Genomic DNA, 12,627 nt, shown 5'->3' on the forward strand with positions numbered 1-12,627 from the left:
TCGGGTCAGGTGTTGAACAGGAAGTGCAGCACGTCGCCGTCCTTGACGACATAGCTTTTGCCCTCGGCCCGCATCTTGCCAGCCTCTTTGGCGCCCTGCTCGCCGTTGCAGGCGATATAGTCGTCATAGGCGATGGTTTCGGCGCGGATGAAGCCCTTTTCGAAATCGCCATGGATCACGCCCGCCGCCTGCGGCGCAGCGGTGCCCTGACGGATGGTCCAGGCGCGCGCCTCTTTCGGGCCGACGGTGAAATAGGTTTCCAGATGCAAGAGCGCATATCCGGCCTTGATCAGCCGGTCGAGCCCGGCCTCTTCCAGCCCCATCTCTTCGAGGAACATGGCGGCCTCGTCATCTTCGAGTTGGCTGATCTCTTCCTCGATCTGGGCCGAGATGATCACGTGGCTGTTGCCCTGCGCGGCGGCCATTTCAGCGACACGGGCGGAATGGGCATTGCCCTCGGCCGCCTCGGCCTCGCCCACGTTGCAGACATAAAGCACCGGCTTGGTGGTCAACAGTTGCAGCATCTTCCAGGCCTTGGCGTCCTCGTCGCTGACCTCGACCACGCGGGCGGGCTTGCCATCTTCCAGCGCCGCCTGCGCCGCGGCCAGCAAACGGTCCTGCTGTTGCGCGTCCTTGTCATTGCCCTTGAGCTTGCGCACCAGATTGGCCCGGCGCTTCTCGATGCTTTCCAGATCGGCCAGCATCAGTTCGGTCTCGATGGTCTCGGCATCGGCCACCGGGTCGACGCGGCCCTCGACATGGGTCACGTCGCCGTCCTCGAAACAGCGCAGAACATGGGCGATGGCGTCGACCTCGCGGATATTGGCCAGGAACTGGTTGCCCAGCCCTTCGCCCTTGGAGGCGCCTTTGACCAGCCCGGCGATGTCCACAAATGTCATGCGGGTCGGGATGATCTGTTTCGACTTGGCAATCGCGGCCAACTTGTCCAGCCGGGCATCGGGCACGCCCACCTCGCCCACATTGGGCTCGATGGTGCAGAAGGGGAAGTTTGCCGCCTGCGCCGCTGCGGTGCGGGTCAATGCGTTGAACAGGGTCGACTTGCCCACGTTCGGCAGACCCACGATACCCATTTTGAAACCCATGACCGTCTCCTGATGCCATCTGACGGGGCCTTCTAGGCGGGTCGGCGCAAATGCGCAAGCCGCGCGCGCGTCGGCATGTTTCATCCCTTCACGACTGCGCAAGCCCCGCGTGAGCCCACTTGTGGGGTTACTGATCGGTACACATTTCTCCTGCCGAACACCGTCACAAGAAATGGCAGCGATATGAAACAGTTCCTTCTCTCCGCGATCCTGGCCTTTGGGCTTGCCGGCACAACGCAGGCGCAATCCCTTGTCCTTGGCGCGGGATACGCGGATTTCCAGCACGAGCAGTCCCAAGATCAGGGGGTTCTGTCACTGGAATACCAGCACACGCCGTTCTGGGAGCGGGGTAGCCTCAGCACCCGGTTGGCCGCGGCGGCGACGCTGCATGCCAATGGCGATTTCCACCTGGGCGCGGGCGTTGCCGGAGAATATGCCCTGGACAGAAACTGGTTCATCGAGGCCAGCGTTCTGCCCGGCGTCTATTTCGAGGGTGAGGACAGCAACACGCTGGGCAGCCGGTTCGAAGTGCGCAGCCTGTTTGGCGTCGGTTACCGCTTTGACAATGGCGATGCGCTGTCGCTGGCGATCACGCATAAATCGAATGCCTCGATTTCCGAGTTCAACCCGGGAGTCAACTCGGTTCTGCTGCGGTTCCACCGCTCTTTCTGAGCTGCGCGTCGGGTGTGGGATTGATTTTCGGCACGGTTTTCTGCACATCAGGCCGATAGCAGAACGCAAGGACGCCCGATGACCCGTATCGACGCCAAATTCGCCGAGTTGAAAGCCCAAGGCAAAAAGGCCTTTGTCTCATATGTGATGGCGGGGGATCCGGATTTCGACACCTCGCTGGAGCTGGTCAAGGGCCTGCCCGGCGCTGGGGTGGATGTTATCGAACTGGGTCTTCCCTTTACCGACCCCATGGCGGACGGTCCCACGATCCAGCTGGCTGGCCAGCGTGCGCTTGATGGCGGCATGACGCTTCAGCGGACACTGGATCTGGCGACCGAGTTCCGCAAGACCGACAACAGCACGCCCATCGTCCTGATGGGCTATTACAACCCGATCTACAATCGCGGCGTCGACCGGTTTCTGGCCGATGCCAAGGCCGCCGGTATCGACGGGCTGATCGTGGTCGACCTGCCGCCCGAGGAAGACGCCGAATTGTGCCTGCCCGCACAAGCGGCCGGTTTGAACTTCATCCGGCTCGCCACGCCGACGACCGACGACAAGCGTCTGCCGCGCGTGCTGCAAAACACATCGGGCTTTGTCTACTACGTCTCGATCACCGGGATCACCGGCGCGGCCGAGGCGCAGGCGACCGATGTCGGCCCCGAAGTGGCCCGGATCAAGGCGGCGACCGACCTGCCAATTATCGTGGGCTTCGGGATCAACACGCCCGAGAAATCGCGCGCCATCGCCAGCGTCGCCGATGGCGCCGTTGTGGGTTCGGCCATCGTGAGCCAGATCGGCGCGGGCAAACCGGTGGCCGAGGTCCTGGCCTTTGTCAAATCGCTGGCGGACGGCGCGCACAGCGCCTGAGCGTCAGGGCCGGCGCCGCAGGATGTTGATGCCTGAATATTCGGCAACCTTTTGGCCGTCCTGATTGTAGATCTCGCTCAGCACCGTGATCCGGCCACGGTCGGGTCGCGAACGCGACGCGGTACTCTCGGTGACCGTTGCCACCACCCGCAGCAAGTCGCCGGGGCGCACGGGCACCATCCACTTTACATCGGTCATACCTGGAGACCCCATCGAGGCCTCGGCCCAGAGGCCCGATGCATACCAACGCTCGAACGCGGTGACGAGCGTGTGCCAGCCGCTGGCGATGATCCCCCCGAACGGGCCGTCCTTTGCCGCCTCGGGGTCGATGTGGAACGGTTGCGGGTCCCATTTGCGCGCGAAATCCATGATCTCGTCACCCGTCATTTCCCACGGGTCGGACTCGTAGCGGAACCCGACCGGAAAATCCTCCCAGTATTTCGTCATGCCCTCTGCCCTTGCTAAAGCGCCCGGTGCACAGTGTCGCGGCCAGACCGAGTTGCCAAGCGGCAAAAATATTGGTAAACAAATTTAACCAATTTTGAGGGACAGGATATGGCCGTCATCACCAATATCGAAGATCTCAAGCGGATCTATGAACGCCGCGTGCCGCGCATGTTCTACGATTATGCCGAAAGCGGCAGCTGGACAGAACAGACCTTTCGCGAGAACAGCTCGGATTTCGACCTGATCCGCTTGCGCCAGCGGGTTGCCGTCGACATGTCCGGCCGTTCGACCGCCAGCCAGATGGTCGGGCAGGACGTGGCGATGCCGGTGGCGCTGGCGCCCGTGGGGCTGACCGGCATGCAGAACGCCGATGGCGAGATCAAGGCCGCCCGCGCCGCCAACGAATTCGGCGTGCCCTTTACGCTGTCGACGATGTCGATCAACTCGATCGAGGAGGTGGCCGAGGCCACGGGCCGCCCCTTCTGGTTCCAGCTCTACATCATGCGCGACACCGACTATACCAGCCGCCTGATCCAGCGGGCCAAGGCCGCCAAGTGTTCGGCGCTGGTGATCACGCTCGACCTGCAAATCCTGGGCCAGCGGCACAAGGATCTGAAGAACGGCCTGTCCGCCCCGCCGAAACTGACGCCCAAAACCATCGCCAACCTGATGACCAAATGGGCCTGGGGGATCGAGATGCTGGGCGCCAAGCGGCGCAATTTCGGCAATATCGTTGGCCATGTTCACGGCGTCTCGGACACCGCCAATCTGGGCGCCTGGACCGCCGAGCAGTTCGACCCGACGCTTGACTGGGGCAAGGTCGCCAAATTGATGGAACAATGGGACGGCAAAGTGATCCTCAAGGGTATCCTGGATGCCGAGGATGCAAAAATGGCGGCCAAACTGGGCGCCGATGCTATCGTGGTCTCGAACCACGGTGGCCGGCAGCTGGACGGCGCGCTGAGTTCGATCCGGGTTCTGCCCGAGATCATGGACGCGGTGGGCGGCGACATCGAGGTGCATCTGGACAGCGGTATCCGTTCGGGTCAGGACGTGCTCAAGGCGCTGGCGCTGGGGGCCAAGGGCACCATGATCGGGCGCGCCTTTGTCTATGGTCTGGGTGCCATGGGGCAAGCCGGGGTGACCAAGGCACTGGAGGTGATCCACCGCGAGCTTGACGTCACCATGGCCCTGTGCGGCGAGAAGAATGTTGCCAATCTGGGCAGCCACAACCTGCTTGTGCCCGAGGATTTCGGCGGCCGCTGGGCCTGAACCGGCAAACGGGGCAAAATCGGGCGAATCCCCCTTTCCTTTGACCCCGATCCACTGTAAGAGCGCGGCTTCACGCGGGGCTACAGCCTTGGAGGAGCCCCGCCCTAACATTGGAGATATTATCATGGCTGGTGAGATTCCTGATCTCGTAGCTCTGGAACGGACGGGGACAGGCAAGGGCGCCGCTCGTCAGGCACGCCGCGACGGCATGGTTCCGGGCATTGTGTTTGGTGGCGACAACGATCCTCTGCCGATCCAGATCCCCTTCAACAAGCTGCTCAAGATGCTGAAGGCGGGCCGGTTCAAATCGACGCTGTTCAACCTCAAGGTCGAAGGCCACGAGGATGTCCGCGTGATCTGCCGCGACGTGCAGCGTGACGTGGTCAAGGACCTGCCGACCCACCTGGACCTGATGCGCCTGCGCCGCACCAGCCGGATCAAGCTGTTCATCCACGTGGACTTCGTGAACCACGCGGCGGCTCCGGGCCTGAAAAAGGGCGGCGTGCTGACCGTGGTGCGCCCCGAGGTGGAACTGGAAGTCACCGCGGGCGACATTCCCGAAAGCATCACCGTCGACCTGTCCGGTCTGAACATCGGTGACGTCGTGACCATTTCCAGCGTCAATCTGCCCGCCGGCGCCAAGCCGACCATCGACCGCGACTTCGTGATCGCCAACATCTCGGCCCCGTCGGGCCTGGCATCCTCGTCGGACGATGAAGAAGCCGAAGGCGAAGAGGCCGAAGGAGACGCCGAAGAATAATCTTCGCGACCGTCAAAATCTCAGAAGGCGGGGCCGCGTTTGCCCCGCCTTTTTTTGTAGTCAGGCCCAGAGGGCCGTCTGGCCTTTTGCAGCCGCAAGCGGCAAGAAGGACCGGCAACTGGCAAAGCAAGAGGCCCGACATGCGATTGTTCGTCGGACTGGGAAACCCCGGCGCGAAATACGCCCGCAACCGGCATAACATCGGCTTTATGGCGCTGGACCGGATCGCCGAGGATCACGGCTTTGGCCCGTGGCGGGCCAAGTTTCAGGGCCAGATCGCCGAGGGGCGGCTGGGCAGCGAAAAGGTACTGCTGCTGAAGCCCGAAACCTTCATGAACCGCTCGGGCCAGTCGGTGGGCGAGGCGATGCGGTTCTACAAGCTCGACAGCACTGACATCACTGTCCTGCATGACGAGCTTGACCTTGCCCCCGGCAAGGTCAAGGTGAAAGCAGGCGGCGGACATGCCGGCCATAACGGCCTGCGCTCGATCCACGACCATATCGGCGCCGCCTATGACCGGGTGCGGCTGGGCATCGGGCATCCCGGCCGCAAAGAGGCGGTGGCAGGCTATGTGCTGCATGATTTCGCCCGCGCGGACGAGGACTGGCTGGACAATGTGCTGCGTGGTGTCTCGGACGGCGCGCCGCATCTGGCCGCCGGAGACGGGGCGCGGTTCATGAACGCGGTCGCCCTGCGCACCGCGCCACCGCGCTCGTCAACCGGAACAGCCCGTCCGCCATCGGCAACGCCCGAAAAAGCAGCGCCAGCCCCGGAGCCCGCGCCCCGGTCCGACGACCGCAGCGCGCTGCAAAAGCTGGTCGACCGGTTCAAATAACCCGCTGCCGCGACGTAGCAGTTGCGTGGCGTCCCAAGCCTTGCGACCCTTCCCGCGTGGTCCCATCGGAGGAGTGACATGCGCGTATTCGGAAAATGGCTGGGCCGGGTCCTGCTGGCCCTGATCCTGGCCGCAGGCGTCATCGGCGTCTGGAAATGGGAAGAGATCAACCGGCTGCTCGCCGTGAACTCTCTGTTCAACGCCGAAAAGATCGTCTCCAACTTCTCGCATATGGACGCGGCCTTTCTGACCGCCCCGGTCGCCCGGGGCAATGGCCCCTCCTCGGACCTGCCCCATGGTGCCGCCTTTGAGCTGCCCACCGGCGGCGCAGACTGGGTCGAGGAACGGGCGGTCACTTCTCTTCTTGTCATGAAGGACGGCCAGATCCGGTTCGAGGAGTATTATCTCGGCACCGGACCCGACGATCGCCGCATCTCATGGTCGGTAGCCAAGAGTTACCTTTCGGCACTGTTCGGTGTCCTGCTGGAGGAGGGCGCAATCGCCTCGATCGACGATCCGGTTGTCAAATACGCCCCCCAGCTCAAGGGCAGCGCCTATGAACCGGCCAGCATTCGCAACGTGCTGAACATGGCCAGTGGCGTCACCTTCGACGAGGACTATTTCGACAAGAATTCCGACATCAACAGGATGGGCCGGGTGGTGGCACTTGGCGGCACGCTGGACGATTTCTCAGCGAGCTTCACCGACAGTTTCGCCGCGCCCGGCGAGACCTGGCAATATGTCTCGATCGACACCCATGTGATCGGCATGGTGATCCGGGGTGCCACTGGGCGCAGCGTCACCGACCTGCTGACCGAAAAGATAATCGCGCCGCTGGGGTTGGAGCGTGACGGCTACTACATCACCGATGGCGCGGGCGTGGCCTTTGTGCTGGGTGGGCTCAATTTCACCACCCGTGACTATGCCCGGTTCGGCCAGATGATCCTTGAGAATGGTAGCTATGGCGGCAAACAGGTTGTGCCGGCGGACTGGATCGCCGCCTCGACCGCCGCCAGCGCCCCGACCGCGCCCGGCAAGATCGGCTATGGCTATCAATGGTGGATCCCGGTTGGTGCCGGTCCGGGCGAATTCCTGGCGCGCGGCGTCTATGGCCAATACATCTATTTCGACCAGCCGCGCGGCGTGGTGATCGTCACCACCGGCGCCGATCGCGGCTTTCGCGGCGAGGGCGTGAACGAGGCCAATATCGAAATGTTCCGCAAGATCGCGCAAAGCCTTTAGGATCGGATCATGACACCCGACCCGAATCTCAATGTTCTGGGTGGAGCGCTGGCGCCCTGCTCGACCGATCCCGTCACCGGCTTCTTTCGCGACGGGCATTGCAACACCTGCGCGCAGGATCAGGGCAGCCACACGGTATGTGCCGTGATGACGGCCGAATTCCTCGCCTATTCCAAATATGTCGGCAATGACCTCAGCACCCCTCGGCCCGAGTTCGGCTTTGCCGGGCTGAAGCCCGGCGACCGCTGGTGCCTGTGTGCGGCGCGTTTCATGCAGGCCGCCGACGAGGGGTGTGGCCCGCAGGTGCACCTGGAGGCGACCCACAGGCGCGCGCTGGAAATCGTCCCGCTGGAGGTGCTGGAGCGTCACGCCATCCGGCGCGACTGATCCTTGCCCGCCTGTTCCGGCATCAGGTCACCGGTCATCAGGTCTTCGATGAAGAGGCCCAGCAATTGGGGGCGCCCAGATACGCCCGCCTTACGATAGATCGCATTGGTTTGCGCCTTGACCGTGCCTTCGGAGGTGTTGCGCAGCGCCGCGATTTCCTGAAGGCTGCACCCCTTGATCGCAAAAAGCGCCACGTCCCGTTCAGCCGCCGTCAGGCCCCAGTCGTCAAACCTTTCGTCCAGCAACTCCATGAATGCGCCAGAGGCCGCTCGCAGTTTCTCTTCCGCCTGTCGCGCCCTCCGCCATGTCCGGCTGAGAGCAAGCCACCCCAGCACTACACCGAGAAGCAATCCGACAGCCGCACCGATTTCGAGAAACTCTCGGGTCTGCCAGCTGATCGGCGTGGTGCGCAGGCCGATCACGGTCAGCAGGATTTCGGACACGAAGAAGACCGCGCACACCGTCTGAACGACAGCAATCGCCAACAGGATCGGAACGCCCCTCATGCGCCTGTTGACCGGCGGACGGTAGGCCAGAGAAAATCAGTCGTCACCATCGCCTCCCGACCCACTGTCGCCATCGTCACCTCCACCGTGGCCGCTGTTGCCACCATCGTCACCGCCGTCATCGCCATCCGATCCGCTACCCGAACTCGAATCGTCTCCCCCTCGACCACGGCCGCGTCCACGGCCCTGGCCGCTGCCGTCGTCGGCCTCGGCCTCGTTCTCGGTTTCGGTCTCGTTTTCGGTGGACCGGTTTAGCAACCCGCCTCCGTTGTTTCTGTTACCCTGCCAGTAGTCCCTCAAGATCTCGCCGGTCCGTGGGTTTACGATGATCTCACGCTGTTCGCCTGGGCGCTTAGCCACGATCCGCGCGCGCCCGAGCAGCGTCCGACTGACCTCGACAGAGGTATAGCCCTGCGCCTTGAGTTGCCGCGTGATGGCGTCCGTCCCGGACTGTGCCCAGGCGGTTCCGGTCCAGAGTGTCAGGACAAGCCCGGAGGTGATGAAGCTTCTGCGATCCATTTGCCTACCTGATCAACAAGACTCCTGCCCTGATCAGGGCAGGAGTCACGGCAGGTTTGCCGCTTCGCGGGATCAAGGCAACCCCCGGTCGTTCAATCGTCGTCACCCGGGCCATCATCGCCATGGCCGCCATGATCGTCACCCGCATCGTGGCCGGGGCCATCATCCCCGCCGCGCCCGCGACCGCCGTGGTCATCACCTGCATCATGGTCTGGGCCGTCATCCGCACCGCGGCCACGACCGCCATGGTCGTCGCCCACGTCATGGTCCGGGCCGTCATCCGCACCACGGCCCCGACCGCCATGGTCGTCGCCCACGTCATGGTCCGGGCCGTCATCCGCACCACGGCCCCGACCGCCATGGTCGTCACCCGCGTCATGGTCCGGGCCGTCATCCGCACCGCGGCCACGACCCCGGCCACGCCCGTCATCCTCGCGACTTGCAATCGCAAAGCTCCCTACAGCAGTTTCCGCGATCGCACCGGTCAGGCCCGATTGATCGGGTGCAATCATATCAGTCTGCACCACACTCGCCTCGGCCAGACCGACCAGCCCGCCGACAAGGATTGCTCCGGCTGTAAGTGCAACCCTGGATGTCATTGTCTTTCGCATTTCATACCTCCGTCACCAATGCATGCCGTTGGAAACCAACCGACAGAGATCAGGCTGCACAGCTGATCCAAGAGAGAAATGGGTCTGCGGTTTAGAGCGACACCAACAAGACGGGTGGAGGCAGATAAACAAATGTTTATCATAATTATCTGATACTTACACGAAATCTCTGCTTAGATCGTCATCGCTAGAAAAGAAGACAGCGGCCTCCGGGGCCGCTGTCGTCTGCCTTTGGTTTATTCGACAGGGTCCAAACCGTTCGGCCATAGCCGCCCGGAAAAGGGCGACTCAATCCTCGGCGTCGCGGCCTTCGGTATCGGACATGTCAAAGCGCAGGAACTTGGCGACGGTAAAGATGTCCTTGTCGCCCCGGCCGCACATATTCATGCAGATGATGTGATCCTCGGGCAGGACCGGTGCGATTTTCATCACGTGGGCCAGCGCGTGGCTGGGTTCGAGCGCCGGAATGATCCCCTCGGTCGCGCAGCAGAGCTGAAACGCCTCCAGCGCTTCCTTGTCGGTGATCGAGACATATTTGGCGCGCCCGACCTCGTGCAACCAGGAGTGTTCCGGGCCGATGCCGGGATAATCGAGCCCCGCCGAGATCGAATACCCTTCGAGGATCTGGCCGTCGTCGTCCTGAAGCAGATAGGTGCGGTTGCCATGCAGCACGCCGGGGCGGCCACCGGTCAGCGAGGCGCAATGTTCCATCTTCTCGTTGACGCCCTTGCCACCGGCCTCGACCCCGATGATGTTGACCGATTTGTCGTCGAGGAAGGGGTAGAACAGACCCATTGCGTTGGAGCCACCACCGATTGCCGCGATGATTGTGTCGGGCAGCCGGCCCTCGGCCTTCATCATCTGTTCCTTGGCTTCCTTGCCGATGATCGACTGGAAATCGCGTACCATGGCCGGATAGGGGTGCGGGCCCGCAACCGTGCCGATGCAGTAGAAGGTGTCGCGCACATTTGTCACCCAGTCGCGCAGCGCGTCATTCATCGCGTCCTTGAGCGTACCACGGCCTGAGGTGACCGGAATAACCTCAGCCCCCAGCAAGCGCATGCGGAACACGTTGGGCGCCTGGCGGCGCACATCATGGGCGCCCATGTAGACCACGCATTTCAGGCCGAACTTGGCGCAGACCGTCGCGGTCGCAACACCATGCTGCCCAGCGCCGGTTTCGGCGATGATCCGGGTCTTGCCCATTCGGCGCGCCAGGATGATCTGACCCAGCACATTGTTGATCTTGTGCGCGCCGGTATGGTTAAGCTCATCCCGCTTCATGTAGACCTTGGCGCCGCCCAGATGCTCGGTCAGCCGTTCAGCGAAATAGAGCGGCGAGGGGCGCCCCACGTAGTTGGCCCAGAGATCATCCATCTCCGCCCAGAAGCTTGGGTCGGTCTTGGCCTTCTCGTATTCCTCTTCCAGCGACAGGATCAGCGGCATCAGCGTTTCACTGACGAAGCGTCCCCCGAAAATGCCAAACCGGCCTTGTTCATCAGGCCCAGACATGAAGGAATTGAAAAGGTCGTTGGCCATGGCGTGCTCCCTAGTATCGCGGTCCAGCACTAGCGGTACAACGCTGAAAGGTAAAGCGGTCAGACTTTCGCGAAAGTCTGACACCAAATCCTGTTCAGGATTTGATCACAAACTTTCAGAGAAAGTTTGTGCCCGTGCCGTGATCAGGCGGACAGGCTCGGCGTTGCAGAACACGATCACCTGCCCGGCATTTTCGACCGCCGTAAAGCCACGGCGCCGGATCTCTGCCAGAAAGACCTCCCGCCCCACCATGCGCTCCATGTCCCGTACCTTGCGGCGCACCACACCGCCGGAACGGGCGGATTTGGCGGTAAACAAATGATCGAACCATTGCTCAGGGCTCTGGGGTGGGAGGGCGAGATTCATAGCGCCATTTTGCACGAGACCTGGTAAAGAATGGGTTACTGCGCCCGCGCAGCCGCAAGAAAACCTCGGATCAGCCCGGCATCCTTGACCCCCGGCGCGGATTCGACGCCCGACGAGACATCGACCTGCCGCGCCCCGGTCAGACGGATCGCCTCGCCCACATTGTCAGGCGTCAACCCGCCTGCCAGCATCCAGGGCTTGCGCCAATACTTCCGCCCCGCCAGCAGCCGCCAGTCAAAGGCCAGCCCGTTGCCACCGGGCAGGTCCGCACCCGACGGCGGCTTGGCGTCTATCAGCAACTGGTCGGCCACATCGGAATAGAGGTCGATCTGCGCCAGATCGGCTGCTTCGGCCACCCCGATCGCCTTCATGACTGGCAGACCATAGCGTGCCTTCACCTCGGTCACGCGCGCGGGACTTTCCTTGCCGTGAAGCTGAAGCATGTCGAGCGGAACGGCGGCAGTGATGGCATCCAGGTCCGCATCGGTTGGATTCACCACCAATGCCACCTTGGCCACCCCAACCGGGACCGACACCGCCAGTTCAACCGCTCGGTCCACCGTCAGGTGCCGGGGTGATTTCGCAAAGAACACGAAGCCGGCGTATCGCGCACCCGCCTCAACGGCGACGCGCAGCTGTTGTGGATCGGTCAGCCCGCAAATCTTGACGCGAATGTCGTCGACCATTTCAGCGATCAGGCAGCGGCATCGTCGAGAATCGCCAGGACCTCGTCCTTACCCTCGTTCTGCTTCTTCTTGAGCGACTTGACTTCGCGCTCGAGCTTACGCACCTCGCGGTGCTTTACATCCGCCGTGCGGCGATGCTTGTGCTCGCGCAGCCACTCCCAGACAAATCCGATCACCACGCCCGACGCGATCCCGCCCAGAACCACCAGGAACAAAGGCAGTGTCAGCGAAAAGTTGACGCCCAGCAGATGGGCCAGATCTTCGGGCAGCAGGCTCAGCGTCACCATCTGGCGATTGGCCAGCGACACCGAGACAAGTATGATCCCGAGCGTTGCAAGAAAGGCGTAGCGAATATAGCGCATCATGGGTCAGGCTTTTCCGTTCAGGCGATCCCTCAGCAGCTTGCCGGTCTTGAAGAACGGCACATGCTTTTCCTCTACATGGACCGTATCGCCGGTTCTGGGATTGCGACCAATGCGCGCGTCCCGCTTCTTGACCGAGAAAGCGCCGAAACCGCGCAGTTCCACCCGGTCGCCGCGTGCCATGGCGTCGGTGACTTCCTCAAAAACGGTGTTCACGATCCGCTCGACATCCCGCTGGTAGAGGTGCGGATTTTCATCGGCAATCTTCTGGATCAGTTCCGAACGGATCATGCGCCTGGCCCTCCCAACGCCAAAGGTCGTCATTCTTATGTCAGGGACTATATGCAGAAAACCCTTCTGCGGAAACAGGTTACCGATTGCGGCCAAGCCATATTTCGCCATTTGCCCGCAAATAACCGTCAACAAACCCGTCATTCAGCAGGGCGATG

General features: G+C 62.4%; 17 protein-coding genes. 7 read left to right on the forward strand and 10 right to left on the reverse strand.

Translation table 11 applies throughout. The features are described 5' to 3' along the window. Window positions 1-5 precede the first annotated feature (5 nt). Window positions 6-1,103 carry a redox-regulated ATPase YchF gene (gene ychF / locus MB818_RS14790; RefSeq protein ID WP_234140027.1) on the reverse strand — a complete coding sequence of 366 codons (1,098 nt, stop codon included), beginning with the start codon at window positions 1,101-1,103 and terminating at the stop codon, window positions 6-8. Between the two features lie 183 nt (window positions 1,104-1,286). Between ychF and MB818_RS14795 the strand changes: the two genes are divergently transcribed. Next, the gene (locus MB818_RS14795) at window positions 1,287-1,775 is read left to right on the forward strand and encodes an acyloxyacyl hydrolase (RefSeq protein WP_238905581.1); all 489 of its coding nucleotides are present in this window, start codon (window positions 1,287-1,289) and stop codon (window positions 1,773-1,775) included. A 78-nt stretch (window positions 1,776-1,853) separates the two neighbouring features. Then, window positions 1,854-2,645 (forward strand): tryptophan synthase subunit alpha, encoded by a 792-nt coding sequence (trpA, locus tag MB818_RS14800; RefSeq protein WP_234140029.1) that lies wholly within the window; start codon window positions 1,854-1,856, stop codon window positions 2,643-2,645. A gap of 3 nt (window positions 2,646-2,648) precedes the next feature. On the opposite strand, the gene MB818_RS14805 is transcribed toward trpA, so the two are convergent. Continuing rightward, window positions 2,649-3,092, reverse strand: coding sequence for a MaoC family dehydratase (locus MB818_RS14805; protein ID WP_234140030.1), 444 nt, complete (start codon window positions 3,090-3,092; stop codon window positions 2,649-2,651). 108 nt (window positions 3,093-3,200) lie between these two features. Here MB818_RS14805 and MB818_RS14810 point away from each other — a divergent pair, with 108 nt between their 5' ends. From MB818_RS14810 to MB818_RS14830, 5 genes are all read left to right on the forward strand, one after another. Continuing rightward, window positions 3,201-4,364 carry an alpha-hydroxy acid oxidase gene (locus tag MB818_RS14810; protein WP_238905582.1) on the forward strand — a complete coding sequence of 388 codons (1,164 nt, stop codon included), beginning with the start codon at window positions 3,201-3,203 and terminating at the stop codon, window positions 4,362-4,364. Between the two features lie 124 nt (window positions 4,365-4,488). Further along, complete coding sequence (locus MB818_RS14815; RefSeq protein WP_234140032.1) at window positions 4,489-5,124, forward strand: 50S ribosomal protein L25/general stress protein Ctc; 636 nt, start codon at window positions 4,489-4,491, stop codon at window positions 5,122-5,124. A gap of 140 nt (window positions 5,125-5,264) precedes the next feature. Continuing rightward, window positions 5,265-5,960 carry an aminoacyl-tRNA hydrolase gene (pth, locus tag MB818_RS14820; protein WP_234177956.1) on the forward strand — a complete coding sequence of 232 codons (696 nt, stop codon included), beginning with the start codon at window positions 5,265-5,267 and terminating at the stop codon, window positions 5,958-5,960. Window positions 5,961-6,038: 78 nt separating this feature from the next. Then, window positions 6,039-7,202 carry a serine hydrolase domain-containing protein gene (locus MB818_RS14825; protein ID WP_238905584.1) on the forward strand — a complete coding sequence of 388 codons (1,164 nt, stop codon included), beginning with the start codon at window positions 6,039-6,041 and terminating at the stop codon, window positions 7,200-7,202. 9 nt (window positions 7,203-7,211) lie between these two features. Further along, entirely contained in the window at window positions 7,212-7,589 is a 378-nt protein-coding gene (locus tag MB818_RS14830; RefSeq protein ID WP_238905586.1) for a DUF2237 family protein, read from the forward strand. On the opposite strand, the gene MB818_RS14835 is transcribed toward MB818_RS14830, so the two are convergent. The 8 genes from MB818_RS14835 to ihfB all read right to left on the reverse strand — a co-directional run bounded on the left by MB818_RS14835 (window position 7,568) and on the right by ihfB (window position 12,469). Then, entirely contained in the window at window positions 7,568-8,095 is a 528-nt protein-coding gene (locus tag MB818_RS14835) for a helix-turn-helix transcriptional regulator (RefSeq protein ID WP_234167261.1), read from the reverse strand. The two genes, MB818_RS14830 and MB818_RS14835, sit on opposite strands and share 22 nt — an antisense overlap. 36 nt (window positions 8,096-8,131) lie before the next feature. Continuing rightward, the gene (locus MB818_RS14840) at window positions 8,132-8,614 is read right to left on the reverse strand and encodes a hypothetical protein (RefSeq protein WP_234140037.1); all 483 of its coding nucleotides are present in this window, start codon (window positions 8,612-8,614) and stop codon (window positions 8,132-8,134) included. A 92-nt stretch (window positions 8,615-8,706) separates the two neighbouring features. Beyond that, on the reverse strand, window positions 8,707-9,213 hold the full coding sequence (locus tag MB818_RS14845; protein ID WP_234140038.1) for a hypothetical protein: 507 nt from the start codon (window positions 9,211-9,213) through the stop codon (window positions 8,707-8,709). Window positions 9,214-9,513: 300 nt separating this feature from the next. Beyond that, window positions 9,514-10,764, reverse strand: a complete 1,251-nt coding sequence (gene trpB / locus MB818_RS14850; protein WP_234140039.1) for a tryptophan synthase subunit beta — start codon at window positions 10,762-10,764, stop codon at window positions 9,514-9,516. A gap of 105 nt (window positions 10,765-10,869) precedes the next feature. Continuing rightward, entirely contained in the window at window positions 10,870-11,130 is a 261-nt protein-coding gene (locus MB818_RS14855) for an N-(5'-phosphoribosyl)anthranilate isomerase (protein ID WP_234140040.1), read from the reverse strand. Between the two features lie 35 nt (window positions 11,131-11,165). Next, the gene (locus tag MB818_RS14860; protein ID WP_238905588.1) at window positions 11,166-11,816 is read right to left on the reverse strand and encodes a phosphoribosylanthranilate isomerase; all 651 of its coding nucleotides are present in this window, start codon (window positions 11,814-11,816) and stop codon (window positions 11,166-11,168) included. Window positions 11,817-11,824: 8 nt separating this feature from the next. Then, complete coding sequence (locus MB818_RS14865; RefSeq protein ID WP_234143598.1) at window positions 11,825-12,178, reverse strand: lipopolysaccharide assembly protein LapA domain-containing protein; 354 nt, start codon at window positions 12,176-12,178, stop codon at window positions 11,825-11,827. Window positions 12,179-12,184: 6 nt separating this feature from the next. Next, on the reverse strand, window positions 12,185-12,469 hold the full coding sequence (gene ihfB, locus MB818_RS14870) for an integration host factor subunit beta (RefSeq protein WP_011046553.1): 285 nt from the start codon (window positions 12,467-12,469) through the stop codon (window positions 12,185-12,187). Window positions 12,470-12,627: the final 158 nt, after the last annotated feature.

The organism is Ruegeria alba, from assembly GCF_022321465.1.
Classification (GTDB): Bacteria; Pseudomonadota; Alphaproteobacteria; order Rhodobacterales; family Rhodobacteraceae; genus Ruegeria_B; species Ruegeria_B alba.

Bases quoted from the DNA above. Each gene is read 5' to 3' on its own strand.
- ychF (WP_234140027.1), bottom strand. From the start codon at position 1,103: ATGGGTTTCAAAATGGGTATCGTGGGTCTGCCGAACGTGGGCAAGTCG.
- MB818_RS14795 (WP_238905581.1), top strand. From the start codon at position 1,287: ATGAAACAGTTCCTTCTCTCCGCGATCCTGGCCTTTGGGCTTGCCGGC.
- trpA (WP_234140029.1), top strand. From the start codon at position 1,854: ATGACCCGTATCGACGCCAAATTCGCCGAGTTGAAAGCCCAAGGCAAA.
- MB818_RS14805 (WP_234140030.1), bottom strand. From the start codon at position 3,092: ATGACGAAATACTGGGAGGATTTTCCGGTCGGGTTCCGCTACGAGTCC.
- MB818_RS14810 (WP_238905582.1), top strand. From the start codon at position 3,201: ATGGCCGTCATCACCAATATCGAAGATCTCAAGCGGATCTATGAACGC.
- MB818_RS14815 (WP_234140032.1), top strand. From the start codon at position 4,489: ATGGCTGGTGAGATTCCTGATCTCGTAGCTCTGGAACGGACGGGGACA.
- pth (WP_234177956.1), top strand. From the start codon at position 5,265: ATGCGATTGTTCGTCGGACTGGGAAACCCCGGCGCGAAATACGCCCGC.
- MB818_RS14825 (WP_238905584.1), top strand. From the start codon at position 6,039: ATGCGCGTATTCGGAAAATGGCTGGGCCGGGTCCTGCTGGCCCTGATC.
- MB818_RS14830 (WP_238905586.1), top strand. From the start codon at position 7,212: ATGACACCCGACCCGAATCTCAATGTTCTGGGTGGAGCGCTGGCGCCC.
- MB818_RS14835 (WP_234167261.1), bottom strand. From the start codon at position 8,095: ATGAGGGGCGTTCCGATCCTGTTGGCGATTGCTGTCGTTCAGACGGTG.
- MB818_RS14840 (WP_234140037.1), bottom strand. From the start codon at position 8,614: ATGGATCGCAGAAGCTTCATCACCTCCGGGCTTGTCCTGACACTCTGG.
- MB818_RS14845 (WP_234140038.1), bottom strand. From the start codon at position 9,213: ATGACATCCAGGGTTGCACTTACAGCCGGAGCAATCCTTGTCGGCGGG.
- trpB (WP_234140039.1), bottom strand. From the start codon at position 10,764: ATGGCCAACGACCTTTTCAATTCCTTCATGTCTGGGCCTGATGAACAA.
- MB818_RS14855 (WP_234140040.1), bottom strand. From the start codon at position 11,130: ATGAATCTCGCCCTCCCACCCCAGAGCCCTGAGCAATGGTTCGATCAT.
- MB818_RS14860 (WP_238905588.1), bottom strand. From the start codon at position 11,816: ATGGTCGACGACATTCGCGTCAAGATTTGCGGGCTGACCGATCCACAA.
- MB818_RS14865 (WP_234143598.1), bottom strand. From the start codon at position 12,178: ATGCGCTATATTCGCTACGCCTTTCTTGCAACGCTCGGGATCATACTT.
- ihfB (WP_011046553.1), bottom strand. From the start codon at position 12,469: ATGATCCGTTCGGAACTGATCCAGAAGATTGCCGATGAAAATCCGCAC.